The following is a 26,623-nucleotide window of genomic DNA, read 5'->3' on the forward strand; positions in this document are numbered from 1 at the left end:
AATTTATGGAAGAGAATATTGAAAAACGAGTAGATTTGACTCTCTTTTCCGAGAAGATACAAGAGTTGAAAGACCAGATTGCATCTGTCATCGTAGGTCAGGAGCAAATGGTGGACTTGGTATTGACTGCCATTTTAGCAAATGGGCATGTCTTGATAGAAGGTGTGCCGGGAGTAGCAAAAACACTGCTGGCCCGTCTGGTTGCCCGCTTGATTGATGCGGATTTCAGCCGTATTCAGTTTACTCCGGACCTAATGCCAAGCGATGTACTGGGTACAACTGTATTTAATATGAAAACCAATGACTTTGATTTTCATCGGGGCCCCATCTTTGCCGACATCGTATTGGTGGATGAAATCAATCGTGCTCCGGCCAAGACACAGGCTGCCCTGTTCGAAGTAATGGAAGAGCGTCAGGTCAGTATTGACGGAATGACTTATCCTATGGGGGAGCTTTATACAATTCTGGCTACTCAAAATCCTGTAGAGCAAGAAGGTACTTATAAACTACCCGAGGCGCAGCTCGACCGTTTCCTGATGAAAATAACAATGGACTACCCAACTCTGGATGAAGAAATAAACATCCTGGAACGCCATCATACAAATGCCGCATTCGTGAAACTGGAGGACATCGCTTCTACCATTACCAAAGAAGAGCTCTTATCTCTCCGCAAGCTGATGAACCAGGTATTTATTGATCGTACATTGCTTCAATACATTGCCATGATTGTACAGCAGACGCGCACCAGCAAAGCCGTATATCTGGGAGCTTCTCCACGTGCATCTGTCGCTATGCTGCAGACCTCTAAAGCATACGCTCTATTGCAGGGACGTGATTTCGTAACACCGGAAGATATAAAATTTGTTGCTCCATACGTACTCCAGCACCGCCTGATTCTGACTGCAGAGGCCGAAATGGAAGGATATTCGCCAGTAAAAGTAACCCAACGCCTGATTGATAAGGTAGAAGTACCGAAATGATTTTAAACCGACGCTTTTATATTGCCCTCAGCCTGATTATCCTGTTACTGAGTAGCGGGTATACTTTTGCTCCGCTCTTTGTTCTCGGGCAATGGATGCTTTTTGTCATGCTCCTGGTCGTATTAGCGGAAGGATATATGCTTTACCACGTCCATGGTATACGGGCATTTCGCCAATGTTCATCACGTTTTTCAAACGGAGATGAAAATACGGTGAACATTCGGGTAGAGAGCGGTTATCCGTATACAATATCCGTGGAAGTCATTGATGAAATACCTTTTATATTCCAGCAACGAAATATAAATTTCCAGATAAAGCTCCAGGCAAATGAAGGCAAAACTATCAGCTATCAATTACGACCCACCCATCGGGGAATCTATAATTTTGGACGGATTCGTGTATTTGTACAAGGCCGGATGGGATTACTTTCGCGCCGCTATACCTGTGGTGATACCCAAGATATCAAAGTCTATCCATCCTACCTGATGTTACATCGTTATGAATTGCTGGCAATAAGTGATAATCTTACGGAATTAGGTATAAAACGTATCCGTCGCGTAGGACATCGCACTGAGTTTGAGCAGATAAAGGAATATGTAAAAGGCGATGATTATCGCACGATAAACTGGAAAGCAAGTGCCCGCAAGCACGAGCTTATGGTAAATGTGTATCAAGACGAACGTTCCCAGCAAATTTATAGTGTGATAGACAAGGGACGGGTTATGCAACAGGCTTTTCGTGGAATGACCTTACTTGACTATGCGATAAATGCCTCATTAGTTCTTTCGTACGTTGCCATGCGGAAAGAAGACAAAGCCGGGCTCATAACCTTTGATGAACATTTCGATACCTTCGTACCGGCATCAAGCCGTCCCGGACATATGCAGACATTGCTTGAAAATCTCTATAGTCAAGAAACTACTTTCAGTGAAACGGACTTTTCTTCCTTATGCGTACATCTGAACAAGCATGTCAACAAACGTAGCCTTTTGATTTTATACACCAACTTCTCCAGTATGGGAAGCATGAACAGACAGTTAGCATACCTGCAACAACTAAATCGACAGCACCGCCTGCTGGTAGTGTTTTTCGAAGATGCTGACTTGAAAGCCTATATTGCTACTCCTGCCTCAGATACGGAAGGATACTATCGCCATGTTATTGCCGAAAAATTTGCCTTTGAAAAACGTTTAATTGTCTCTACACTAAAACAGCATGGCATTTATTCTCTATTGACCACGCCCGAAAATCTCTCTATTGATGTAATTAATAAATATCTGGAGATGAAATCGAGACAGTTACTCTAATCAACCTCCGAGAATACACAAGCAAATACCCAGAAATAGGGATTGCCTAACCGAATGTTTTCTTCGATCTTTGCACAAGAAATTACGATAGATGAAGAAGCTCTGTTTATTATTACTCATTCAGATAGAATGTATATTTTCCCTACCTGTATATGGGCAGGATTCAATTAATATAGGAAACCGCCATTCTTTGTTTTCCAATATATTAAACGAAGAAAGATCCTATTGGATTTATAAACCAGAACAACGACCAGGAGAATCTGCTCAAGATTATCCGGTTCTTTACTTACTGGATGGGGATGTCTTTTTTCACTCCGTAGTAGGATTTACGCGCTTTTTTTCTTCCTCAAGAATATCTTCCTTGCCTCCCTGTATTGTTGTTGCCATCCTGAATACAGACCGCACAAGGGATTTTACTCCTACCTTCTCGTCTGCACGACGAGATGGCAGCATTCACCCAGAAGATAAACCGCAAGGAGGAGGTGCAGAGCAATTCTATCGTTTCCTGACAGAAGAACTGCGTCCGGAAGTAGAAAGAAAAGTTCCCTGTAGTGGCCGTCACTTCTTAGCAGGACACTCATATGCCGCTTTATTCACGCTACAGACATTACTTGATCATCCTGAATCTTTCGAAGCGTTTATAGCAATAGATCCCAGTCTATGGTGGGATCGTGGCATTTTTCTAAAACAAGCGGAAATAAAAATCAGGCAAAAGAACTATTCCGGAAAACAGCTATATGTTGCTTTTGCCACGCGCCAACGCCCTGATGTAAAATTAGTGCAATTCTCGTTGGCCGACAGCTTAAATATGAAAATTATTCCGGATATGGAGAATCAACATTTACGCGTTGTATTCAAAAAGTTCCCGGAAGAGGTACATGGTACAGTTGCACTCCCAGGATTTTATGATGGCCTTAAATCACTGTTTATGCGTCAATCAGAAAGAACAGAAAGAGTAACAAAGTAAGGTCACCCACCGGACAAATACCTATAAGACACTTACCTTATATTCTGAATTATAATATTCTACTGCCATCTGATATTCAGCAATATTCTTCTCTTTAGCCAATAAGCTCAGTTTTGCCTTATCAGCAGAAGATATATTATTGCCATAATAAATGGCTGTAGGCTTCATCATAACTTTAACAGATTCTTTTTCATAAGAACCCGGACAAATCAATCGCCATTCATTTTCATATCCCCAGCATTTCGCTTTATTCAAAAATACTTTCAAATAAATAAATACGTCAGGCAAAGCAATACTGCTATTATTTTCTCCTTTAAGGCTTATAAGAAAATCATCCATTAAACTTTTTCCTATATGAGTTGCATCAAGTCTTTTATCTGAATAGATTACCGGAAAAAGTATTGCCGGGTGACTACCGGGTTGCGTATCACTTGTTAGAAAAACAACTTGCTTTATATCATATTCCAACACAAACCCGCTATGTCTATCAGCATAATGTGACCACATCAGCATATTATCCTTTCTCTCTGTAAAACATGCAATCTTACAGCTTTCTTTTACACTCTCCACTGATTGATCTAATAAATCCCCGATAAATTCAAGATATTCATTAATTTTATCACTATAAATGCCCTTATCGCCATATGTAGTTCCTTCATAATAAGCCTCACGCAGTATCTGATCCGCTACCTCATCCTCTTCCCCCTTCCAAAAATTAAAGCATTGCATCTCCTTAGCAATTTTATCAATCTTCGGATCTCCAGGGTACTTTTTTCTCATATCCTCCTCAACCAAACTATTTATCTTACTCAGTGTATAAAGAAACCAGTTTTTATTCAGCACTTCCTCATAATTCTTTAGTATCTCCTCTTTATTGTAGCAAACCAAAGAATCAAACGGATCATTAAAATTACGAGGATTACCGGCATAGACTTCATCATCTCTAAATGAATCTAAATTATACTCTTGACAGTTCCGATATCGATATAGTTTTGAAGGTATATTTTTTGCCACCAAATCATGGAGTTTAGAGAACAGTCCACTTGCCTCCGGTGAAGTAGGTTCTCCACGTTTAAGAGGAATAATTTCACTCATCAATATTTTCTCAAACTCCTCTTTAAAATTAGATGTTTCCATTGTGTTTTATATATCAAGTATAATATCTGTGCATACTAAGAATCTCATTATGCAAAAATAGTGTTTATTTACGTAGCTGACAGCCCGATTTCAAAGTTTCTTTGTTACGATCTCTTTTATACTGTTAATTATCTGAATAGTTTAAATACCCTGCAAAACCGTATCACTAAAATATTTGTTTCTAATAAAGGGGTGTTAGTTTTGCCCGGATTCTAAAATCGAGTAAATAAAAAGATAACCATGAAAAAAGAAGTTTCTGAAGTGCTCAAAAAAGAGCAAAATAATGAAAGTTGTATCCATCTGTATCTGGAAGAATGTGGCTGGTGTGCTTATGAAGTTTCAGCTTATCTGCTTATGAACCTCTTAGGAGGAAAATGTATCGTCGAGAAAATAGAACAATGCGGATCAAAAATTGTTCGGGCACTAATGAATATAGATTTATTAGGCGACATTAATTATGGCGATTATCGCTACGCTGGGCTAAACTCATACAATTTACAACTGATAGGAAAAGATAAGGTTGATAAGCAATCATTTATTCATTGGAGAAAGAATGTATAAGGAAAAGCTGGATGTAAGCCACACTCAAAAAAAGGAAACAGACTAAGAAGGAGATTAAAATATAATTCCCAGTAAATTAACAAAAGCGCAATTCTGCTTGTTTATGAGTTGCGCTTTTGGTATTTTTGCAATCATTATATATGATATGATAAACAAGAGACATAATAAAAAAGTTTTTTCTTCATAATACCAACATGAAAAGACGAAAAAAAATCATCTTGATTATTGGTGGAATACTTCTGTTTTCGTTCATAGTTTTTGGTGTGATAGGTTATTTCATAGCTCGCAATAGTTTTAAAAACCCGCCAGAACATTATGTAGCTATCGGGGGACGGGTATATACAGCTGTACCCGCTATGATGATAGATTCAGTCTATGATTCATTAAACCTTAGTGGACGTGGTATTAAGATTGGAGTATTAGATACCGGATTTGGGGGATTGAGGCAACGTTCTTGGACTAAAAACTTGCATGTAACCGCCTATGCTAATTTTATAGATGGAGATACTTTGGATTTTTTTAAGGAAGAGTCTGGCAGAGAAAGGGACCACGGAGCATACTCTTGTGCATGTATAGGAGGACAACTTGCAGGAGACACCATAAAAGGATTGGCATGGAATGCTGAATATTATTTAGCTGAAATAGATGATTTTGATTCCGAACCACGTCTGGAGGAAGTACGCATGATGAATGCGATACGTTGGTTACTGACTCATAATATAGATATAATAACTTCTTCTTGTGGCTATACAATTTTTGATGATTTCGACGGATATTCTGTTCAGATGCTTGACGGACATACATCCCGCATTTCATGTTTTGTAGATAGTATTCTTCAAGCCAATCCTAACTTAATATTTATCCAAAGCATGGGTAACGAGGGCAACAAACCTTGGCGTTATAACAACTTCCCAGCAGATGTTCGGGAAGTGATAGCCGTAGGGGCTGTAGAAGATGATGGTATGACCCGCGCCGATTATAGTTCTCTTGGTTGGGAAGGAACTGAATATATAAAACCTGATATATGTGCTTATGTACAACCTCCTCGCAGAGGTACTTCATTCTCAGCACCTTCTATAGCAGGATTATGTGCTACTTTATTAGAACAGAAAAAAATGAGCAGAAAAGAACTTATCCATCTTTTGCACACTTCAGCGCTTAATGCTTCCATGCCCAATCGAGAAATAGGCTACGGAATGCCGCAAACCTCCCAGATGACACCATAGTAATATAAATTGCTTTCAGAAGACTTCCCCTAAATTAAACGATATACTAACATTTAAAACAAAAAACACCCAGCTTTACATTATTGAGTGTAAAACTGGGTGATTTTCAATATTTATTGCGGTGCGTACGGAAGATGAACCTTAGTTTTATTCCTCACGTAATCAATATCTTAGCAAGCTCTTAATTCTTTCTCCCACTAATAACCCCACGTGTGCAATTCTTTAGATTGCTTGGTGTTGCGGTGGTTGTTTGAGTTTCTGCAAAGATAATAATTTTCTGCGAAAACAAGGCTTTTAATGAAATATTGCATAATAAAGACTTTAACATATCTAAAAATTACATATCTTTGTGCTATTAATTAAACACTCAGATTGTTATGGAATGTATTTATTGCAAACAGAATATACCAGATAACGCTAAATTTTGCCCATTTTGTACCCAACAAATTAGGTGTATAGAATGTAATGAACCCCTCTTTCCCAATGCAAAGGTATGTATTAATTGTGGAAAAGCATTGAATATAGAAGTTAATGCAAATATGAATACTATTGAATTTTCAGAGACTAAAAATTCACGTTCTTTTAAAGCATGCTTTACTGATACAGTTGGTGGTAGTATAGGTGAAGCTATTGGATTGATTATAAACGACAAATTACCTGTTAAAAATACATTTAAATCAAAGACACAAATCTCTGCAAGCTTACTTCCTCATAATAGTAGTGAAGGAGAGAATATAGATACGGTAGAAGTCGTAGACGATGAATTGGAACAACTTAATCAAGTATTCAAAAATAGCAATGGAAAAACATCCTTACAAGAAACAAGATTGAAAGCTAAATCTAAAAGAGATGCGGGTATAAGATTGACATTGCTATTTATGTATTATCAATATAAATTAGGTATTGAAGAAGTTCAAAGAATAGATTTAACTAAAATTTTAAGAGATGCGAGCTTAGAAGATTCCAATTGGCGTACTTGGTTAATTAATAATAATTTAGTAGGTGTAAAGGAAGATAAAGTTGAACTAAAGGCTCCGGGAAGAGATGCGGCTAAAGAATTTTTATTAGAAGTCCTAAATCCTGAAATAGAAGATAAATGGAAATTAGGTACTTCACGTACAAGCAAGAGAGGAAAAAAGAAAGAAAGTAATGATGAAACTGAAATTTGATGACTTTTGCAAAGCTTCTGAAATTGCATTTCAAAAGAAAAAAATAGATGCTGCTGTTTTAATAATTTGGTATCACCAAAAGGTATCAAATAGAAATTCAATATCTATAAATGAAATAAATAATTATTTTAAACAGGCTCACTTGCCAGAATATAATAAATTTCGATTATCAGAACATTTAAGATTAGATAAAAGAATAACAAAGGGTGAAAATGGTAATTATAAACTCAATAGAGCTATTCTTGAGGTATTAGACCAGAAATTCAACCATTTATTTGAAGATGAAACGAAAGTTCAACTCCAAATATCTTTAGAAAATACTCCTTTTTTAGAAAATACAGATATTGAAAATGCTCATAAAATGGCAGAATTGTATCTAATTATTTTTTGTTTTGAAAATTCTGCAAGGCATTTTATATTGAAAATATTTTCATTAAATTTTGGTGAGGACTGGTGGAATATTATAAAAAATACAGATTTTAAAAAGAAAGTAGAAGAACGCATGTCGCGTGAGCAAAAACTGAAATGGATTTGCCAACGAGGGACATCCCCTCTATTTTATTTGGATTGGAGTGATTTATTAAAAATTATACGAAAATACGAAAATTTATTCACACCCTTTATTGCTGATTTAAAATTCATAGAACTACGATTTGAAGAGCTTGAAAGAGTTAGAAATATTATTGCGCATAATGGTATTATACCTGATAAAAATGATATAAATCGATTAATTTTATATTTTCAAGATTGGTGTAAACAACTTAAGGAGCTTTCCATCTGATTATTTATAAATAATCAGATTATGATAAAACTTGTCTTTTCATTTCATAATTACTCTTATTTATTAAACAAACCTAACCTTTGAGCAAAATTTACAGCCTCAATCGAATTATTGGCTTTTAGCTTTTGCAATATATTCTGTCTATGGCTATTTATGGTATTTATACTAACTTTCAAAGTATTTGCTATCTCTTTACTTAACAAGCCTTGCTTCATCAAACGCAAAACCTCCAACTCTCTATTTGTTAAAGGTTCATCCAATGTATCAGATAAATCTATAAAAATCTGTTCTCCAGTTTTAAAGTTATATAGGTGGCTTTTAATAATTTCTGATTCATGGCTTGCGTCAACATCAATAACTGACAACATAAGCCAAATGTTGCCTGATCTATCTAACTCAACAATCTGTTCCTGCTCTATTATACGGATATATTCACCTCGTAGATTCCTCACCCGCATTTCATGAATGGCTTTATAGTTCATTTTTTCTTCATTGGAGAACGAACTCAATATTGAATAGATTTTCTTTCTTACAAGTAATCCGTAGTATATATCATCCGGATGTATAACCTCTACTACTGGCTGATGCCCGTCTATAAACAATCTATGGGAATCAAGCCCATATAATTCAGGAATATTATCAGAAACAAATACGAATTTTTTTGTGTAGCAATCAAACGCCAACACAATACTGTGCGTAACTTCCGAGAGTTTTTTCCAGTCCTTTTTCCTTTCTTCGAGAATGGAATAGTCTACCTCATCAAGTAGTATGTTTGATGTCGGGAGTAAGTTTATTATTTGCTTCTCAATTTCCTCAATTATCATATTTTAAAAATATCTGATTATTAGACATTTGCACGTTCTCTCATTATAAATGACTATTGCCTTTAGAGTCTATTGCTTCTATCTTTGCACAAAGATAATGAAATCAGTATAAGTATAAGATAAATAGATGTTTAATATTTTAATTCATGTAGTATGATAAAGAAAATTTGTTTAATGACACGTAGCGGAAAAGAGGTTGTAGGGCGTAGAGTAGTTGTTACTTCTGAGTTTGAAGCTAACAGGGAAAATATTTGGTGTAAAATTCAGGATATTGATACCTTAAGAGAAATTTGTAAGCCAAAAGCCAGTTTTATATCTTATGATAATACTTCTCCTACTTGGAAAGAAGGAAAATCTTTTTGCTTTAAAATGTTCCTACATGGATTTATTCCAGTAGGAAAACATACAATAAATGTAATCAAAATGGATAAAAGCACAGGAGAGATAGTAACAAATGAGTATAATAAAAAGGTGACTATATGGAATCATTATATCAACATGGAAGATGTTTCTCCTAATGTTACAAGATATACAGATATGGTCGATTTATATGCAGGTGGTTTAACAGCTCTTGCCGCTTGGTGGACGCTTAAATTTTATAAGCATAGGCAGAAAAAATGGCAGAAGATAGCAAAAAACTTATAAAACAATTACACATTGTCTTCTAAGAAAGATTATGCCAAAATGGGATTTAACAGAAAAGCAAATATATAAATTGCTAAAGCATCCTTGCCAAAAGGAAAAAGCTGTAATAGAAGAAATAACTTCTGCATATCTTGAATTTGTTGAAGATTTATTCGATTATCTCAATAGAGAGCATGATAATAAAATCCGTATCAGGCAATTAAATATGAGTTATATAGATTTCGGAACAATAAAAGCATTAGAAGAAACCTCTCCTACTGAAAATAGCAAACTGAAAATCATATATCTTGATAAACTTTTGTCTTTGATAAATATGGAACAAGAACTAATCTATCGCCAAATGGAATATCCAAAATTTTTCATCAATATAGAATCTGATTGGAAATCTCCATTCTACTTAAACAATGAGGTTATTAAAATCGTAGATATAATGGAATTGGTTTGTGGTATTTTTTATATCAGAGATGGAATAGTTCGGATTGATAACAAAGACATCTTTTTAAGTGATGTTGCCCGGATTTTTGAAAAGATGTTCAACATTAATTTTGGAGATATATACAAAAAAGAAATTGCGGTTATCAAAAGGAAACCTACTAAGATAACAGAATTTTTAGATAGCTTGAAAGTCGCTATTATAAAAAAGAGCAGAGATAATGGTTATAACCATTTGTAAAAAGGAATTTTATGTTGTATTGATAATCAACGTACTACAAATTATTTATGGGGGATTAGGTGTACCATTCCCCCATTTTCTTTGCTTCCCTTTTCCGAACTTTGCTTCATCAATCGATTGACAATCTTAATGTATAATCAGAAAAATGAAGCAATATGTATGTAGATAGTTACGAGTTCAAAGACTGGATGCAAAAGCTACTTGATAAACTGGAAGAAGTAGGCAAAGATGTAAAAAATTTGCAAACCAACCCAGAAGTAATGCCGAATGACAAACTTTTGGATAATCAGGATTTATGCCTGTTATTCAAAGTCAGTACCCGGACATTGCAGAGATTGAGAAGCAAGAAACTGCTGCCCTTTATGATGATTAGCGGAAAAGCCTACTATCGGGCTTCCGATGTGCGTGAGTTCATAAAGGAACGGTTCGATGTGGGCACGCTCCGAAAGTTCGAGAAAGAACACGGAGCGAATAAGTAAGAGTGAAATTCATCCCGGAGCTGTACACGTGGCAGTTTCGGGATGTTTTTCTTTTGGCAAGTCTGTATTTACTTCCCTGCTGATATTGTTCCCTCTTCCCTATAAGATGCTTCAAACTGTTTGGTAAGCGCAATAATCTGTTGGTTCGTCTTTACCAGTTCAACAGTGTATTGTTCCAGTTTGTAAAGCAAAGTAAGTGCTTTCTTCTCCGCAAAATTGGAATGAAGCTCTTTCACTACCTGATTATAGTTATTGCTGATACTCCTGAACTGACTGAATAACTGGGAGAGTTGAATGTAATAATCAACCTTGCTTTTATCAATCCTAAGCACCTTAAACGACTTCCCGAAAATACAGTTCTTAATGAAATGCGCTTTTACCTTGTAGCCTGACTGGTCGTAAAAGGCTAAGAACTTGGCGTTCTCCACATCGTCCAAATTCAGGGAATAACGGTGTGTTCGTGGGTCAAGTTTAGGCTTGCGCCCACCTTTGTTAAATGACTTCTTTTTCTGTTCCATAATTATAATTATTTACTGGTTTTACGACTTCGGAGTAAAACCAACCACCTTTTAAGGTGGCAAGGTTTTGAGGCACAAAAAACGAAGTGCGGGCCTCAAAACACAACTTGCTGTTATCATGTGATAACAAAAATCTTCCCTATGGTCAGATTACAAAAGCAAGCGATTTGGCTTCCTCCTATGTCTGTTTGTCGGTTACAAAATTACAGACAGCAATTTACCTCTGAAATATGCCCTATTACGCCAAATTGGGACATAAACGGACAAAGTAACCCCATTTTTAAAAGCATTTGTTTTTACCCTTTTCTTTGCTGAAAATTGATTGAATGGTAGCAATATATAAGGCAGTCAAACAAAGTTTGAATATGGCTTTAAACCATATTTGAGAACCGTTTAGAAGTATAGCAATACTGCTATAAAATCGGCTTGTTCCCTTTCAATCAGTATCAGAAATTAATCAACCTATTTATAAACCATTAAAATTTGAAGGCATGGCAGAAGTAAAACAATCATTACAGGAAATAGCAAGTAAGGAACTGGAAAGCTATAAATCGGTGTTCCTTAAAAAGCGGACGGTTTGCAACCGTCAAAGCGTGTACATAAGTGGAGAGATACAGAAACATATCATGCAGATTGTAGGCGTGATTACGGGCAAACAAGTAAGCATCGGAAATTTCATTGATAACGTACTGGAAGAACATTTAAGTACGCACAATGATGTTCTTTCAGTTCTCTACCGGGAAGAAATGCAGAAAGGAATCTTCAACCAGCCAAAAGAGAAAGACGTATGAATATCGTAACTATTGAGGAACAGACCTTTAAACAGGTGTGCGGGCGGTTCTCCGGTTTCGTCAGTCAGGTGGAACGGATTTGCAGAGAAAATACCCGTCAGCCGGAGAAATGGTTGTCAGGTCGTGAAGTGTGTGCCCTGCTCGGTATCAGCATCCGAAGTTTACAGAACTATCGGGACAGTGGTAAATTGGGCTACTCCCAAATCGGTAATAAACTGTACTACAAATCTGCCGATATTGAAAAACTGGTTGCAGAATGTACGATAAACCAAGTTTCAGGAAAGGAAAACAACTATATACCAACCAACAAATAAATATCGCCTTATGAAAAGAAAACAAGATGTCAATTCAGAAACAAACCAATTTTTCACCCTACCGGCTATTGTCGGTACATGGGAAAGTTTTAATCTCCATCCTACGGTGATGATATACCAAAGCAAGAAGAAGTATCTCCTTTCGATGCTCCATGTTTCGGATAACGGACAGGCGCAACCTGCCACTTACGAGATACAAAAGGAAGATAGCCGTTACTTCATCGTTTCAGCCTTTAAACGGCTTTATATCGGCTATGACGAGGTAAAAGACAGCCTTTCCATTTCTTATTATGGCGAGTATTTGCGTAACTGACAGGTGAAATATGTCAATCATTCAAACCAATTATAAATCAATAAAACGATATAACAAGATGGAACTGATAAACGGCAATAGTGGGATAATTAAGGATTTCTTTCAGTCTATGGATAGAATGTTAGACGGTATCAGCCGACTGGCAAAGGAAAGCAGACCGCATTTGAACGGTGAAAAGTTTCTAAGCAACCGGGAAGCATCCAAATATTTGAAAGTAAGCATCCGCACGCTGCAAGAATGGAGAGTTACGGGCATTATCCCATACATTCAGATAAAAGGCAAAATAATCTACCGTCAAAGCGATATAGAACGGCTTTTGCAGACCTACTACAACAAGGAACGGCAGGAATAATCTGCTACCCTTAAAAAACACATTTTTTTCTGAAATTGACTAAGAACATTAACTCTATCAGTGTAGTAGTCCGTCTGTGCAAGCCTTTGGAAGAAAATACTACCCGGAGCGTAGCGCAGGCGTGGAGATTTTCTTTCAAACCCTTTAGGGCTTGGGCTTGAACGGACGGAATACGGAGCTTACCTTTGTTAATGTTTTATTCAGCTTCGGAAAAAGTACATTCTCACCCTTTTAGAAAATTTCTTTCTACATTTGCCATATCACGCATAATAGAGCTATCCAAAACTTTTGCATAATGTTGTGTCATTCTGATATTGGAATGCCCCAAAATTTTAGATACATTTTCCATTGATACATCATTGGCGAGAAAAACAACGGTAGCCGCAGTATGTCTTGCAACATGAGTAGTTAGGCGCTTGGTAATGCCGCATAAATCAGCGATTTCTTTTAAGTAGGCATTCATGCGCTGATTACTGATTACAGGTAAAAGCACACCTTTCTTTATACACTCTGCATTATCTTGATATTTCCTCAATATCCTTTGAGGAATGGATAAAACGGGGATATTGCACATCTGATTGGTTTTCTGCCGTGCCTTGCGTATCCACAAAGCACCGTTATTGTCTTTTATCAAGTGTTCACGACTTAATTGCTGTACATCAACAAAAGCAAGTGCAGTGAAACAGCAAAAGACAAAAATATCTCTTACCTGCTCCAAACGTTTGATAGCAAATTCCTTGTTCATCAGAATATCCAGTTCCTCACGTGAAAGGAACTCAACATTTACTTCCTCCTGCTTGAAGTGGATGCCGTAAAACGGGTCTTTCTTTATCCAGTCGTTAGCCAAAGCAATGCGGACAACCTTTTTCAAGTTCTTCAAATGTTTCAATGCAGAGTTGTTTTGGCAATGCTTATCAGTTTTCAGCCAAAAATCAAAATCACGGATAAATTGTCCGTCCAGTTCTGCCAGCATTATATCATCACGGTGGTAACAACTGCGGATATACTCTTTCAGGCGGTTTATGGAAGTATCATATTTGGTGACGGTACTTTCCGTATATTCTTTACCAATCAGGGCACGGCATTTCTCGTTATGCTCCGCATAAACTTCCAATAAACTACGTTGTACTTTGTCCCGTCCGTAGAAACAATCCTTTATTATATCGGCTGTTATTGGCTTGTTGTCTATTTCCAGTTCACGGTGTATCTGTAATACTTTGGCACGAACCGTATTTATATAGTGGTTCAGTTCGGTGGCTACACGGTCTTTTCCTTTGGAACATTCCTTTTTCTGATTCCATAAATCTACGGGAATGCTCCGTTTAATCATAACTTCGGCTACTCGCTTGTTTACGGTGATGCGCATACAAATAGGAGCTTCACCGTTTTTCAGAAGTTTCGCTTTCTTGATGATGAACAATACGCTTAGTGTGTTTCTTTTCACTGCTCCCATAATTCTTTGTTTTTTAAGTGGTGCAAAATTAGTTTGTTACACTCAAAAACCAGCTACGCAAAAAGCTGACAATCAAAGACAAATGCGTCAATTCGTGGGAGCAAAAACTGTTTTCAAAAAGTCCCACGAATAAGCCACGTGAGAACTGCCTAAAACTGCTATTTTTTGCCGAAGCAGAGCAAAAGAAAAAGCTCTGAAATCCTTGAATTTCAGAGCTTTGCTTTCTTTTGCTATTTGCTTTCGCGGTGCGTACGGGACTCGAACCCGTGACCCCATGCGTGACAGGCATGTATTCTAACCAACTGAACTAACGCACCATAATTTCATTTTTAATTGCTATCTCTCTCGATTGCGGTTGCAAAGGTAGACAATTCTTTGAAACCTGCAATAGCTTGGAAGAAATATTTTTCATCTTTTTTAAACTAAGCTTGATTATAAGATATTTATATTACCTTTGTCTGACGAAAAAAAATCGAATAACAAATCAAAATGAACCAAAAGCGAGAAAAACCATGAGAAATACTCCTATTGAACGTAAGTTGATAGACGAAACCATCGAAGCATTTCAAATTGCCGACTTTGGAAAGGCTACTATCCGCGAAGTAAAAGCAATTGCTGCCAAAGCAGAAGCTGAGTCAGGTATAGAATTCATAAAAATGGAAATGGGTGTACCGGGTCTGCCTCCTTCGGCAGTAGGTGTGAAAGCTGAAATCGAAGCACTACAGAAAGGAATTGCCAGTCTCTACCCCGACATCAATGGATTACCTGCCCTGAAAGAAGAAGCTTCACGTTTTATCAAAGCTTTCATTAATGTAGATTTAAAGCCCGAAGGGTGTGTACCAGTTACCGGTTCTATGCAAGGAACTTTTGCCTCATTTCTTACTTGCAGTCAATGTGATGAAAAGAAAGATACGATATTGTTTATCGACCCGGGATTTCCTGTGCAAAAACAACAGTTGGTGGTCATGGGACAAAAGTTTGAAACCTTTGATGTATATGACTTCCGTGGTGACAAACTAAAAGAAAAGCTGGAAAGCTATCTTGAGAAAGGCAATATTTCTGCTATTGTTTACTCAAACCCTAACAATCCCAGTTGGATATGTTTAAAGGAAGAAGAACTGCGTATTATCGGAGAACTTGCCACGAAGTATGATGTAATTGTCCTGGAAGATCTGGCTTACTTTGCAATGGACTTCCGCCAGGATTTGAGCAAACCATTCCAACCGCCTTATCAACCGTCAGTGGCACATTATACAGACAATTATGTATTGCTTATTTCCGGCTCTAAAGCATTCAGTTATGCCGGACAACGCATCGGAGTAAGCTGCATCTCAAACAAATTGTACCATCGCTCCTACCCTGGACTCACCAAGCGATACGGAGGTGGCACATTTGGTACAGTATTCATTCATCGGGTACTTTATGCTCTTTCTTCAGGTACCAGCCACTCTGCACAATACGCACTTGCTGCCATGTTGAAAGCTGCTAACGAAAGGCAATACAACTTCCTTGATGAGGTAAAGATATATGGTGAACGTGCACACAAATTAAAAGAAATTTTCCTTCGTCATGGTTTCCATTTGGTATATGACAATGATTTGGGTAATCCTGTTGCCGATGGTTTCTACTTTACCATTGGCTATCCGGGTATGACCAGTGGAGAACTTGCTAAAGAATTGATGTATTATGGTGTCAGTGCCATATCACTGATTACAACAGGTAGCCACCAGGAAGGTTTACGCGCTTGTACTTCTTTCATTCAGGATCATCAATACGCGCAATTAGAAGAACGGATGGCAATCTTTGCAGAAAACCATCCGGTGAAATAAGTAAATAGAAAGAATAAATTTACCAGTTAGTGCCGGTATCCCACCACAAACGGGTACCGGCATTATCATCCCCACCCAAAGCATTGACTAATGCACGATACTGCTCCGGATTCTCCGTTTGTAAACCTCCGGGAAAATTTAACCGACGTATCATGATTTCCGTATCGACGCAACCGTCCTTACTGTGGTTGAAGCGTACAGGGAAAAGACGTGGGTATCCTGTTCTACGCTGTTCCGCCCAAGCTTCACATCCTTCCGGAAACATCGCTAACCACTTCTGAGTCATAATCTTTTCTAATTTTATATCCCGGCCAGCTGTTTCAATCCACTTTGGAGACACTGTACAACGTGCCTTTATATTATTTTCAGTATCATATGTATCCACAAAATCAGCAGCCAATTTATCACTATTCAAATAATCTGCTGTTTGCGATATACCATGTTGACGCAAAGATGCAGTAACCCCTCTCTCGTAACAGGTACCGGCATTTTCACTTGTCCAGTCCCGTAAAGCAGCTTCTGCTCGTAAGAACCAAACCTCAGCTGCAGTCATAAGAATAGCATCTGTCTTTTGAGTGGCTTGCAATTTAGATAAACCAAGATAAGAAGTATGAGAGAAACAAGTCCCCTGCCGGATACCACGATATTGTCCCGTATATGCCTTATCCTGACAAGTAGCAAAATAAACAGCTTTCCGGGGATCTTCGTAACCGTTCATAATAGATTCCATAGGAGCACTCATATAAGTTTCATTCCACACCAGATTAAGTTCACCCAGCGGATTGGTATATCCACTCTGAGTTGAGACAGCTACCAGTTCATTTTCCGTTTCCAACACTCCATATTCATTATTAAATGCTTTGAGAAACTCTGAACGTGATTTTTCCTTATCCGCCAATGCAATACGCATGGCAAGTCTCATTCTCAATGAATTGGCAAACTTAATCCACGAAGTATATTTACCATCCATCAATATATCAAAACGGGAGAACTCAGCAGCTTCCGGATTCGACTCAACAAAATCGGCAAGAACTGTCACAGCCGTATCTAACTCACAAAAGAATTCTTTGTAAACAGCTTCCTGTGTATCGGGTGCATATCCTGCATCAGGATCGGCAAAATGTGTATACACAATAGGACCATAATAATCCGTAACCCGGTGCATCACTTCAACTTTCAGAATCTTTGTTATTCCGAAAAAGCCGGAATGATTGTCACGAGTTGCATTTTCCGATTGGTATATCTGCGGAAGAATATACGAATAAGTATGTCCCCACATAGCACTATTCCAACCATCCTGCAAATTATAGTCCGAATTATGACTTCCTCCATTCAGCGGTTTACCATCATGCATATATCCACTGAACATATCGGCATTCAGATTCTGTGTCAATTGAAAAGGCCAGTTCTTACCTTTTCCATAATCATAATTAAAATAAATACCTTGCTGGATAATGCCTAGACGAATACCATGTTCATTGTAATCAATCTGCAAATCTTCATCCGTCACCCCGGATAAATCCGTATTAATGTCTTTAAAGTCACCTGTACACGAAGCTAATAATAGTAGCCCCCCGAATATCCAACTATATCTTTTCATTCCACTTTTCTCCTCATCCATTAAAATTCACACTTCAATGAAAAGCCCCAACTACGTGTCGTAGGCATTCCATACACATCAATACCTTGATTGTCATTGCCGGTAGACAATACCAAATCAGGATCAAAAGGAGCCTTCTTATAAAAGAAGAACAAATTACGGGCTATAAATGACAGTTGTACTTTCTTCAAAACCTTAGATTTCTCCATCCAGGAGGCAGGTAACTGATATGATAACGAAAGCTCTCTCAACCGGATATTTGTAGCATCATACATATAATATTCCGTTGTTCCCGCACGTCCACCAACTATCTTATAAAATCCCTTTACGTTATCTATCTGATGTCCTTCAAGCATTACATAGCCTTCATCACGAGCTTGCGCTGTAACTTCCGATACACCATACAAGTCCATATCCGCCTGCGTTTGTGAAAGTACTTTCCCTCCACAACGGCAATCTACTAGGAAATAAAGCGAGATGTCTTTATAAGAAAGTGTATGATTCCATCCCATCTGGAACTTCGGATTAGAGTTACCTACCTTTACCGTATTCCCGTCACCTTCTATTTTAGGTAATCCGGCATTACTTCCTTCTGTCTCATATACAATATTACCTGAAGCATCCCGAACAAAAGCCTTTCCATAAATATCACCGATAGAACCACCTTTCACCAACTTCATAGCATAACTGGAAGAAAAACTGGTAGGTCCGTAAACAAACTCTTTCAATTCTTCATGCAAAGCGACAATCTTATTCTTATTAGTTGCAAAATTAAGAGTGGTACTCCACATGAAATCTTTCGTCAACACTGGTGTTGCATCCAATGCAATTTCCCAGCCACGGTTCAGAATATTACCAGCATTCACATATCGATAAGCATACTTATCACCCGCCAATGTAGGTAATTTAAAGAATTGGTTGCGAGTATTCGTTTTATAAAAAGTAAGATTAAAACCAATGCGACTATTCAAAAAACGCGCCTCAGCACCAGCCTCCCACGAATAATTCATTTCCGGTTCCATCTCTTTAAAAGGAGCTGCATCATTTGCCAAATACTCACCACCGGCAGTTATATGAGACAGAGAATATGTCATGAATGGAGGAATATCATTACCTACCATACTATAAGCTCCACGTACCTTAGCGTATGACACCCATTCCGGCAATGTAAACAAGCGACTCAAGATCAGCGATGTTCCGATAGAAGGATAAAGATATCCCCGTTTTTCATGTTTGGTATGTGAAAGAGTGGATGCCCAGTCATTACGGGCACTCAAATCAATATAAGCACTTTCTTTGTATCCCACCTGGGCAGTGGCAAACAAGGATTGTAGCTGACGGCGGGCATCTATCTTCTGATCAAGGGCAGCAGAACCATTCATTATTATATTTGCCAGATTGAAAACATTGGCATAATATAATGAAGCAGTCTTAGAGTCATAACGAGTAGAATTGGTGGTTTTGTCATTGATACTCGTACCCAGCGCGCCGTTCACAGAGAAGTCACCCCATTGCTTCTTCATCATAAGCATCAGGTCACCATAAAACTGGATATCCTGATAATCCATTTCTATGTAACGTCCGTTCGTACCTGCTAAAGCCGGAGCTGTGGAAGCATAGAATTTTTGACGAAGCTTGTCATTGATACAATCAACATTACCACGAGCCTGTACTGTCAGCCAATCATTCACTTTGAAACTTGCCGATAAGGATACTATAGCATGCAAGCGTACTTCTTTACTTTGTATACGATTCACAATCCAATAAGGATTTTGTTCAAAGTCATCATAAGAGGTATGCCAGTTTTGTATATTCAAATTTCTACTCTCATCATATATTTCGAAATTATCCTTGTAATATGTCATATCTTCCCCACGAGGAAAGCGATAAAGACCGACTAACGGATTCATATAAAATCCGCCCACCGTCGGTTTATTCTTAGTAACTTGCCGCATCAGGTTTACACTACCATCTAACTTCAGACGATCATTAAACAAAGTAGAAGTTTCTCTGAATGTAAGATTATGTTTCGACAAACGGTTTTTATCAATAATTCCTTTACCGGTAGTATTAGCATACGAGAAATAATTTTGTATTTTTTCGTTGCCATGACTTAAAGAGACCGAAGTGATAGACGTCATTCCTGTAGAAAAGAAATCTTTCAGATTATCATATTTTGGCAAATTTTGCCGTTCACCCCAACTATCTATAACTTCACTGACTCCATAACGGTTTTGCATCTCAGGCAAAGAAACAGCTTTATCAAACATAAGACTGGTAGAGAATGAAATACTACGCTGTCCCTGTGATTTACCTTTCTTAGTTGTAATCAAAATCACACCATTACCTGCTTGGCTTCCATAGAGTGCAGCAGCGGGAGCGCCCTTCAGGATACTTATACTTTCAATATCTTCTGAATTTAAATTTGAGATACCATCACCACCATCGCGATTCCCTGCATTAGCCGTTCCTCCTATGGCACTGAAAGCCTGCTCAGAACTTGAGTTCAGCATGGGAACACCGTCAATTACATAAAGAGGTTGATTTTCACCAGCCACCGAACGGATTCCACGAATACTCACTTTCGCGGAAGCCCCCAAACCTGATGAGACCTGATTTATCTGCACACCAGCAGCTTTACCTGTCAATGATGTTATTAAATTAGGCATTTTAACCCTGGTCAGTTCTTCATTCTTTATTTGGCTCATGGCATAAGAAAGAGAATGTTCTTTCTTCTCAATGCCTAATGCAGTCACAACAATTTTATCCAGCTCTACAGCATTCTCTACCATTGTTATATTCAGAAAAGTCTTTCCGCCCACACTTATCTCCTGGGTTTTATATCCCATAAAAGAAAACCTCAACATAGCATCGTCTGCAACAGTCAATTCAAACTTTCCCTCCATATTGGTAACCGTACCATTCGAAGTACCTATTTCTAAGACTGTAGACCCCGCCAAGGGCACACCATCCTCGTCTACAACGCATCCTGTGACAGTTTTTTGCGCCGAGACTACAATCAAACGACTCTCCAAATCGTTTACAACAAAAGCATAACAAGAACTACTGTATAAAAAAAAATAACTAAAAAATAAAAAACAGATATAACTATAGATAGTAAGTTTCATAATTTGCAATAAAGAAATAACAATCTGCAAATGTAACCAATTTCTTTTTCAATTAAAACCTGTTATATAACATATAAGCTATATCAATTCGTGAAAAAAGAGAAATAATATTTGTTTTTCGAGGATTTGTATGTATATTAGGGGCATGGACACTAATGCAGACATATTTAAAATAGAAACCAACCATGTGATACCCTCACGTGGAAAAGTACTAATATCTGAGCCGTTCCTCTATGATGAGATGTTCGGACGTTCTGTTATTTTGCTGGTAGACCACTCTACAGATGGTACAATGGGGTTAGTACTCAACAAACCACTTCCTTTACGCCTAAATGATGTATTGAAAGAATTTAAAGATATAAGCAGTATACCTATCTATAAAGGCGGTCCATTAAGTACTGACACTCTATTTTATCTTCACACCCTGAAAGATGTGGAAGATTCGCTCCAAATAGGAAAAGGGGTCTATCTGAATGGAGACTTTGATGCCATCCGCCGTTATATTTTACAAGGTAACGATATCGAAGGAAAGATACGTTTCTTCCTGGGCTATTCCGGTTGGGAACATGATCAATTATGCCAAGAAATAGAAGAAAATACTTGGCTGATAGGTTCAACAGGCATCGCCTCCCTTATGGATGAAAAAGGGAGTGCAGAGTTATGGAAAAATGTATTGGGCCAGCTGGGAGGCAAGTATGAAATATGGTCACGCTTTCCACAAATTCCTACACTAAATTAATCATGCCGGATACGCTGTAATAATGCAACATCTTTGAAACATCCCTCGATACATAGCCAATCTTTTAACAATCCGCAAGAAACAAAGCCACATGAAGCGAACAAGCGCATACTTGCTTCATTATCTGTAGCGATGTGAACGAATAATTGTCGCATACGCAGAAAGTCAAAAGCATATTCGCAAAGCAATGTTAATGCATCCTTTGCATAGCCTGCTCCACGAAACTCTTTCCTGATCACGATACCCACTTCTCCACGCGCGTGCATAGGAGAAAAGTCTGTTATATCAACCGTACCAATTGTTAGACCGTCTTCAAGACGCATAATCATCATACGCAGTTGCTTATCAGCAAACATATCACACTGTGAGTTTTCCATGTATTGCTTCATAACATAACGCGAATAGGGTACTGTAAAGTTACTGATATCCCACTGTTGAGGATCATTTTCCATCTCACAAATAAGTTCCAAGTCTTCCGGCTCCATAGCACGAAGACGAATACGGTCATTTATAAAATAGGTGTGTTTCATTCAGATGTAACATTTATCAGGAGTAACCAGTACACGGCTCTCCGGGTTATAAATACCAAGTTTCAATCCCATTTTGCGATGATGGGACAACAAGCGAATAATAGTTGAAAAAGAAAAGGCACGACAATCATACACTACATGCGTGAAACCTTTCAGTGAAATGAATGGACTTCCATGACCATCTACAGCAGACATTTCGTTGGCTATGACAAAGTGATGCTTTCCACCCAATCCGTTACGCTTTAAAAGTACGCGCAAGCTATGAATGGTTGCTTCTTCGCCAAATATGAGAAAACGAGGAAAACGTTGTCCTTTCTGGAAAGAGATTTTCGTCTCTTTTACCGGAAAACTAAACAAACGCTGCACAAAAAGTACAAACAAGCGAACATACATCTGCAGATGAATACCCACACGCACCAGCCAACGCCCTATAACACCATAACGTTCGCCATGTTTACAAAAGAAAATATCCATTGCCTTACAAAATACACGCACATGACGGTAAGTATCCTTCGATGTGCTTTCTCCCTTATAATGCAATATTGGATAAGGCAAATAATAATTTTGATATCCTGCTTCTTCTATCCGGCAAGACAGGTCAATATCCTCACCATACATGAAGAAATCTTCATCCAGTAATCCGGTTTTATCTAATGCTGAACGACGAAGCAACATAAATGCACCCGCCAGCACTTCCACCCAATGAACGCCATCCATATCCAAAGCAGTACAATAATAACCACCCAAACTTTTAGAGTGCGGAAACAATCGTCCCAAACCGGACAATTTACCGAAAGTTGCCGCCAAAGTAGGATATCCACGTTTAGATTCCCTCAAAAAGCGTCCGTCATGCGTTATCATTTTCACACCAGCAGCCCCGGCTTCAGGATGAGCATCCATAAAAAGTATTGCCTCTTCCAATGTCTGTTCCGACAATACAGTGTCAGGATTCAGCAGTAGCACATACTCCCCTTTCGACTCACAAATTGCTTGGTTATTGGCACGGGCAAAGCCCAGATTTTCTTTATTATAGATATAGGTGATATTCGGAAAACGCTCAGTGATATATGCTTCAGAACCGTCCATAGAGGCATTATCCACTACCAGAATCTCGGCTGAAAGATTGTCAATAGCCCTGTATAAGGAACAAAGACACTGTTCCAGGTAATACTTAACATTATAATTGACTATGACAACGGAGAGTTTCATGCTTCCTCCTCTTTATTAATATGCAATTCCTTACGCAAGCGTCCTTCACCGGGTAAACAAAACAAGGAAGCCGTTAGAGCTATAAAAGCACAAAGAATTCCTTTATTACTCAACATGAGATAATAAACGGCAAAGCCCACCAACACCGGTAACATTAAAAGTACGATACGAATTTTGCTCCAGAAAGAATACAAATACAAGGCTTCGGGCAAACTAACCTTGTCGATCTTGCGCGTAAGCACCCATGCAAATAATTTTAAGGATACAGGCACACAAATAGCCGCCAGCAAAATAACCAATGTTTCAGCAAAATAAGTAGTACGTACATCAGCAGCATACATGCCTACCCATTCCCCACCTGTTTCACCTACTATAATTAACAGAATCGGCAGCAACCAAAAGCTTACAAATATAACTTTTAAACGAACTGCCACGTGTTTTATCTGATCTTCCATGCACTAATAACTTAATAACTAATAATTCAATTTGTTCCGGAAAAAGGAGTTCGATTCACAATACTACGTCCCAATGTCACCTCATCAGCATATTCCAGTTCGTCACCAACAGAAATACCACGAGCTATGACACTCAACTTCACACCCAGTTTCTCCAATTTACGGTAAATATAAAAATTGGTTGTATCACCCTCCATTGTAGTACTAAGTGCCAGGATAACTTCCTTTATTCCACCTGCAGATACACGCTGCACAAGACTATCTATTTGTAAATCGCCTGGCCCCACCCCATCCATGGGTGAAATGACGCCACCCAACACATGGTAAAGCCCACGGAATTGCTGCGTAGCTTCCACTGCCATGACATCACGGATATTTTCCACAACGCACACAATAGAATCATCCCGCTGTGGATTAGCACAGATACGGCAAGTCTCAGTATCCGATATATTGTGGCAGACTTTACAATATTTCACTTCGTGCTTCAGCGTAACAATAGCGTTACCAAAAGCCTCCACTACTGCCGTATCCTGTCGCAAAAGATGCAACACCAGGCGCATAGCCGTCTTTCGTCCCACTCCGGGCAGCTTGGCAAATTCACTCACTGCCTTCTCCAATAATATCGAGGAAAATTGTCCATTCATACTTAAAAATCAACTATTGTTTGCAAAGATAATGCAAATTGGGTGCAGAACTTTCATGCAAGCATGAAAAAGTTCTGCTAAAATGCAGCTTATCTTCTCAAAAGATAATTAGAATTCTGCATTCTGAACACGAAATTTTGAAATAAGTGCTACCTTTGCACACGTAGAAAAAGAGAAACAGCCGGCAAGAAGTGTAAGTATTTACGTACTACGACTCACAAGTGGCTCCTTGAATAAGGTATAAAGTTCTAAGAAAACGAAGGTAATGTTTTAAAAGACGTCCGCTATATTTTTAAAACAATGGGAGATTTTTGTTAAAAGATTCTCCATACAGATAAAAAGAGTAAGAAACTTTCTAAAATTGACAAGAAAAATGGAGATTACAAGCGCCGAATTCATTATTAGTAATACAGACGTTAAAAAATGCCCCCCTGGAATATTCCCTGAATATGCCTTTATCGGACGCTCCAACGTTGGGAAATCCAGCCTTATCAATATGTTGACAGGGCGTAAAGGACTTGCCATGACTTCCGCCACTCCGGGAAAAACAATGCTCATTAACCACTTCTTTATTAATAAAAGTTGGTATATAGTCGATCTGCCTGGTTACGGTTACGCCAGACGTGGACAAAAAGGAAAATCACAGATACAGCGCATCATTGAAGATTATATTCTGGAACGTGAACAGATGACAAATCTCTTTGTGCTTATCGACTCACGGCTCGATCCACAAGTCATCGACATCGAATTCATGGGATGGTTGGGCGAACATGGAATCCCCTTCTCCATCGTCTTTACCAAAGGCGATAAACTGAAAGGAGGCAGGCTGAACAGTAATATTCAGCAGTATCTGAAAAAACTAAAAGAGCAATGGGAAGAACTTCCCCCATATTTTGTGACCTCTTCTGAGAACAGAATGGGCAAGAAAGAGTTATTAGATTATATAGAGAGTATCAATAAAGAATTGAATACCAAATAAAGTAATAGTTATATGAAAAAGAGTGTATTTTCAGTGACATTTATTGTCACTTTACTTCTGGTGCCTGCCAATAGTCAGGCACAGTCGCTAAAAGATTTATTCAATAAAGAAAACGTAGAAAAGGTAGTCAGTGCCGTTACCGGTAAAAACACCGTTGATATGACAGGAACATGGTCCTATACCGGTTCTGCCATCGAATTTGAATCAGATAATTTGTTAATGAAAGCCGGTGGTACAGTAGCCGCTACTACAGCCGAAGCCAAACTCAACGAACAATTAAGTAAAGTAGGCATCAAACCCGGACAAATGAGTTTTACCTTTGCGGCCGACAGTACATTCAACGTCAAATTGGGAGCCAAAACCTTGAAGGGTACCTATACATATGATGCTACCGAAAAACATGTAGTCATGAAGTTCGTTAAACTGATAAATATGAATGCCAAAGTCAATTGCACATCAAGCAATATGGATTTGCTGTTCGAATCTGATAAACTTTTAAAGCTTATTACTTTCCTTTCCAGCAAAAGTAGTAGTGCAACATTAAAAACAATCAGCTCTCTGGCAAACAGCTACGATGGCATGATGTTAGGATTCTCACTCGAAAAGAAAGAATAACAATATACGGAAATTAAAAAGCCCCGTAAACTTACTGTTTACGGGGCTTTTTAATTATTAATTTCTTAGATTATTATGAGAATTGAGCGGAAAACGAGACTCGAACTCGCGACCCTAACCTTGGCAAGGTTATGCTCTACCAACTGAGCTATTTCCGCATTAGATGACTCTCCTTTCACAAAGAGTTAGTGCCCAGAACAGGACTCGAACCTGCATGCCTCTCGACACACGCACCTGAAACGTGCGCGTCTACCAATTCCGCCACCTGGGCATTAGGTAATTGCAATCTATGCACTTGAGCGGAAAACGAGACTCGAACTCGCGACCCTAACCTTGGCAAGGTTATGCTCTACCAACTGAGCTATTTCCGCGATTGCGGATGCAAAGGTAGATATTTTCTCCAAA

At 38.3% G+C, this 26,623-nt stretch carries 28 protein-coding genes and 4 tRNA genes; 18 read left to right on the plus strand and 14 right to left on the minus strand.

Features of this window, described 5'->3' with window-relative positions; all coding sequences use genetic code 11:
- Positions 1 to 5 precede the first annotated feature (5 nt).
- From DW036_RS17790 to DW036_RS17800, 3 genes are all read left to right on the plus strand, one after another.
- Positions 6 to 980: a MoxR family ATPase gene (locus DW036_RS17790; protein ID WP_118465586.1), complete on the plus strand. Its 975-nt coding sequence runs from the start codon at positions 6 to 8 to the stop codon at positions 978 to 980.
- A complete protein-coding gene (locus tag DW036_RS17795) occupies positions 977 to 2,287 on the plus strand; it encodes a DUF58 domain-containing protein (protein WP_118465587.1) in 1,311 nt (436 codons plus the stop codon). The genes DW036_RS17790 and DW036_RS17795 overlap by 4 nt, the downstream gene beginning before the upstream one ends.
- A gap of 91 nt (positions 2,288 to 2,378) precedes the next feature.
- Positions 2,379 to 3,254 carry an alpha/beta hydrolase gene (locus DW036_RS17800; protein ID WP_118465588.1) on the plus strand — a complete coding sequence of 292 codons (876 nt, stop codon included), beginning with the start codon at positions 2,379 to 2,381 and terminating at the stop codon, positions 3,252 to 3,254.
- A gap of 21 nt (positions 3,255 to 3,275) precedes the next feature.
- Here the strand turns inward: DW036_RS17800 and DW036_RS17805 are convergent, their stop codons facing one another.
- Positions 3,276 to 4,391, minus strand: coding sequence for a DUF2971 domain-containing protein (locus DW036_RS17805; RefSeq protein ID WP_118465589.1), 1,116 nt, complete (start codon positions 4,389 to 4,391; stop codon positions 3,276 to 3,278).
- 240 nt (positions 4,392 to 4,631) lie between these two features.
- Between DW036_RS17805 and DW036_RS17810 the strand changes: the two genes are divergently transcribed.
- The 4 genes from DW036_RS17810 (at position 4,632) to DW036_RS17825 (ending at position 8,128) form a co-directional block, all read left to right on the plus strand.
- Complete coding sequence (locus tag DW036_RS17810; RefSeq protein ID WP_118223592.1) at positions 4,632 to 4,952, plus strand: hypothetical protein; 321 nt, start codon at positions 4,632 to 4,634, stop codon at positions 4,950 to 4,952.
- A gap of 194 nt (positions 4,953 to 5,146) precedes the next feature.
- Positions 5,147 to 6,178: a S8 family serine peptidase gene (locus DW036_RS17815; protein ID WP_118465590.1), complete on the plus strand. Its 1,032-nt coding sequence runs from the start codon at positions 5,147 to 5,149 to the stop codon at positions 6,176 to 6,178.
- A gap of 377 nt (positions 6,179 to 6,555) precedes the next feature.
- A complete protein-coding gene (locus DW036_RS17820; protein WP_118465591.1) occupies positions 6,556 to 7,347 on the plus strand; it encodes a zinc ribbon domain-containing protein in 792 nt (263 codons plus the stop codon).
- A complete protein-coding gene (locus tag DW036_RS17825; protein ID WP_118465592.1) occupies positions 7,328 to 8,128 on the plus strand; it encodes a Swt1 family HEPN domain-containing protein in 801 nt (266 codons plus the stop codon). Before DW036_RS17820 ends, DW036_RS17825 begins: the two co-directional genes overlap by 20 nt.
- 56 nt (positions 8,129 to 8,184) lie before the next feature.
- Here the strand turns inward: DW036_RS17825 and DW036_RS17830 are convergent, their stop codons facing one another.
- Positions 8,185 to 8,952, minus strand: a complete 768-nt coding sequence (locus DW036_RS17830; protein WP_118465593.1) for a LuxR C-terminal-related transcriptional regulator — start codon at positions 8,950 to 8,952, stop codon at positions 8,185 to 8,187.
- 153 nt (positions 8,953 to 9,105) lie between these two features.
- Between DW036_RS17830 and DW036_RS17840 the strand changes: the two genes are divergently transcribed.
- The 3 genes from DW036_RS17840 (at position 9,106) to DW036_RS17850 (ending at position 10,749) form a co-directional block, all read left to right on the plus strand.
- Entirely contained in the window at positions 9,106 to 9,597 is a 492-nt protein-coding gene (locus DW036_RS17840; RefSeq protein WP_118465594.1) for a hypothetical protein, read from the plus strand.
- 31 nt (positions 9,598 to 9,628) lie between these two features.
- Positions 9,629 to 10,270, plus strand: coding sequence for an RteC domain-containing protein (locus tag DW036_RS17845; RefSeq protein WP_118465595.1), 642 nt, complete (start codon positions 9,629 to 9,631; stop codon positions 10,268 to 10,270).
- A gap of 155 nt (positions 10,271 to 10,425) precedes the next feature.
- Positions 10,426 to 10,749 carry a helix-turn-helix domain-containing protein gene (locus DW036_RS17850; RefSeq protein WP_118465596.1) on the plus strand — a complete coding sequence of 108 codons (324 nt, stop codon included), beginning with the start codon at positions 10,426 to 10,428 and terminating at the stop codon, positions 10,747 to 10,749.
- Positions 10,750 to 10,817: 68 nt separating this feature from the next.
- Here DW036_RS17850 and mobA read toward each other — a convergent pair whose 3' ends face one another.
- Positions 10,818 to 11,267 carry a conjugal transfer protein MobA gene (gene mobA, locus DW036_RS17855; protein WP_118465597.1) on the minus strand — a complete coding sequence of 150 codons (450 nt, stop codon included), beginning with the start codon at positions 11,265 to 11,267 and terminating at the stop codon, positions 10,818 to 10,820.
- Positions 11,268 to 11,758: 491 nt separating this feature from the next.
- Between mobA and DW036_RS17860 the strand changes: the two genes are divergently transcribed.
- Genes DW036_RS17860 through DW036_RS17875 form a run of 4 tightly spaced genes read left to right on the plus strand, consistent with a single transcriptional unit; the run spans position 11,759 to position 13,037 of the window.
- On the plus strand, positions 11,759 to 12,058 hold the full coding sequence (locus DW036_RS17860; RefSeq protein WP_118465598.1) for a DUF3408 domain-containing protein: 300 nt from the start codon (positions 11,759 to 11,761) through the stop codon (positions 12,056 to 12,058).
- Positions 12,055 to 12,372, plus strand: a complete 318-nt coding sequence (locus tag DW036_RS17865) for a helix-turn-helix domain-containing protein (protein WP_118465599.1) — start codon at positions 12,055 to 12,057, stop codon at positions 12,370 to 12,372. The genes DW036_RS17860 and DW036_RS17865 overlap by 4 nt, the downstream gene beginning before the upstream one ends.
- A 10-nt stretch (positions 12,373 to 12,382) precedes the next feature.
- Entirely contained in the window at positions 12,383 to 12,685 is a 303-nt protein-coding gene (locus tag DW036_RS17870; RefSeq protein ID WP_118465600.1) for a DUF3876 domain-containing protein, read from the plus strand.
- Positions 12,686 to 12,743: 58 nt separating this feature from the next.
- Positions 12,744 to 13,037, plus strand: a complete 294-nt coding sequence (locus tag DW036_RS17875) for a helix-turn-helix domain-containing protein (protein ID WP_118465601.1) — start codon at positions 12,744 to 12,746, stop codon at positions 13,035 to 13,037.
- 223 nt (positions 13,038 to 13,260) lie between these two features.
- Here the strand turns inward: DW036_RS17875 and DW036_RS17880 are convergent, their stop codons facing one another.
- Positions 13,261 to 14,490 carry a site-specific integrase gene (locus DW036_RS17880; RefSeq protein WP_118465602.1) on the minus strand — a complete coding sequence of 410 codons (1,230 nt, stop codon included), beginning with the start codon at positions 14,488 to 14,490 and terminating at the stop codon, positions 13,261 to 13,263.
- Between the two features lie 243 nt (positions 14,491 to 14,733).
- Positions 14,734 to 14,807, minus strand: a tRNA-Asp gene (locus DW036_RS17885).
- 195 nt (positions 14,808 to 15,002) lie between these two features.
- Here DW036_RS17885 and DW036_RS17890 point away from each other — a divergent pair.
- Positions 15,003 to 16,319 (plus strand): pyridoxal phosphate-dependent aminotransferase, encoded by a 1,317-nt coding sequence (locus DW036_RS17890; RefSeq protein WP_118465603.1) that lies wholly within the window; start codon positions 15,003 to 15,005, stop codon positions 16,317 to 16,319.
- A 19-nt stretch (positions 16,320 to 16,338) separates the two neighbouring features.
- On the opposite strand, the gene DW036_RS17895 is transcribed toward DW036_RS17890, so the two are convergent.
- Together DW036_RS17895 and DW036_RS17900 are read right to left on the minus strand one after the other, a co-directional pair.
- Positions 16,339 to 17,919: a SusD/RagB family nutrient-binding outer membrane lipoprotein gene (locus DW036_RS17895; protein WP_118465794.1), complete on the minus strand. Its 1,581-nt coding sequence runs from the start codon at positions 17,917 to 17,919 to the stop codon at positions 16,339 to 16,341.
- 20 nt (positions 17,920 to 17,939) lie between these two features.
- On the minus strand, positions 17,940 to 21,047 hold the full coding sequence (locus DW036_RS17900) for a SusC/RagA family TonB-linked outer membrane protein (protein WP_187374633.1): 3,108 nt from the start codon (positions 21,045 to 21,047) through the stop codon (positions 17,940 to 17,942).
- A gap of 145 nt (positions 21,048 to 21,192) precedes the next feature.
- Here DW036_RS17900 and DW036_RS17905 point away from each other — a divergent pair, with 145 nt between their 5' ends.
- Complete coding sequence (locus tag DW036_RS17905) at positions 21,193 to 21,786, plus strand: YqgE/AlgH family protein (RefSeq protein WP_118465796.1); 594 nt, start codon at positions 21,193 to 21,195, stop codon at positions 21,784 to 21,786.
- On the opposite strand, the gene DW036_RS17910 is transcribed toward DW036_RS17905, so the two are convergent.
- Genes DW036_RS17910 through recR form a run of 4 tightly spaced genes read right to left on the minus strand, consistent with a single transcriptional unit; the run spans position 21,783 to position 24,624 of the window.
- The gene (locus DW036_RS17910) at positions 21,783 to 22,316 is read right to left on the minus strand and encodes a GNAT family N-acetyltransferase (RefSeq protein WP_118465604.1); all 534 of its coding nucleotides are present in this window, start codon (positions 22,314 to 22,316) and stop codon (positions 21,783 to 21,785) included. The two genes, DW036_RS17905 and DW036_RS17910, sit on opposite strands and share 4 nt — an antisense overlap.
- A complete protein-coding gene (locus tag DW036_RS17915) occupies positions 22,317 to 23,525 on the minus strand; it encodes a glycosyltransferase family 2 protein (RefSeq protein WP_118465605.1) in 1,209 nt (402 codons plus the stop codon).
- Positions 23,522 to 23,980, minus strand: coding sequence for a hypothetical protein (locus tag DW036_RS17920; RefSeq protein WP_118465606.1), 459 nt, complete (start codon positions 23,978 to 23,980; stop codon positions 23,522 to 23,524). Before DW036_RS17920 ends, DW036_RS17915 begins: the two co-directional genes overlap by 4 nt.
- Before the next feature lie 26 nt (positions 23,981 to 24,006).
- Complete coding sequence (gene recR, locus DW036_RS17925) at positions 24,007 to 24,624, minus strand: recombination mediator RecR (RefSeq protein ID WP_118465607.1); 618 nt, start codon at positions 24,622 to 24,624, stop codon at positions 24,007 to 24,009.
- A gap of 373 nt (positions 24,625 to 24,997) precedes the next feature.
- On the opposite strand from recR, the gene yihA reads away from it, so the two are divergent.
- Together yihA and DW036_RS17935 are read left to right on the plus strand one after the other, a co-directional pair.
- On the plus strand, positions 24,998 to 25,603 hold the full coding sequence (gene yihA, locus DW036_RS17930) for a ribosome biogenesis GTP-binding protein YihA/YsxC (RefSeq protein ID WP_118465608.1): 606 nt from the start codon (positions 24,998 to 25,000) through the stop codon (positions 25,601 to 25,603).
- Positions 25,604 to 25,615: 12 nt separating this feature from the next.
- A complete protein-coding gene (locus DW036_RS17935) occupies positions 25,616 to 26,218 on the plus strand; it encodes a DUF4923 family protein (RefSeq protein WP_118465609.1) in 603 nt (200 codons plus the stop codon).
- 85 nt (positions 26,219 to 26,303) lie between these two features.
- On the opposite strand, the gene DW036_RS17940 is transcribed toward DW036_RS17935, so the two are convergent.
- The 3 genes from DW036_RS17940 to DW036_RS17950 form a co-directional block, all read right to left on the minus strand.
- Positions 26,304 to 26,376: transfer RNA gene (locus DW036_RS17940), tRNA-Gly, on the minus strand.
- A gap of 31 nt (positions 26,377 to 26,407) precedes the next feature.
- Positions 26,408 to 26,489 (minus strand) — tRNA-Leu (locus tag DW036_RS17945).
- Positions 26,490 to 26,516: 27 nt separating this feature from the next.
- Positions 26,517 to 26,589 (minus strand) — tRNA-Gly (locus DW036_RS17950).
- Positions 26,590 to 26,623: the final 34 nt, after the last annotated feature.

Origin of the sequence: Bacteroides sp. AF39-11AC (assembly GCF_003474285.1) — a bacterium.
In the GTDB taxonomy this organism is placed as follows: domain Bacteria; phylum Bacteroidota; class Bacteroidia; order Bacteroidales; family Bacteroidaceae; genus Bacteroides.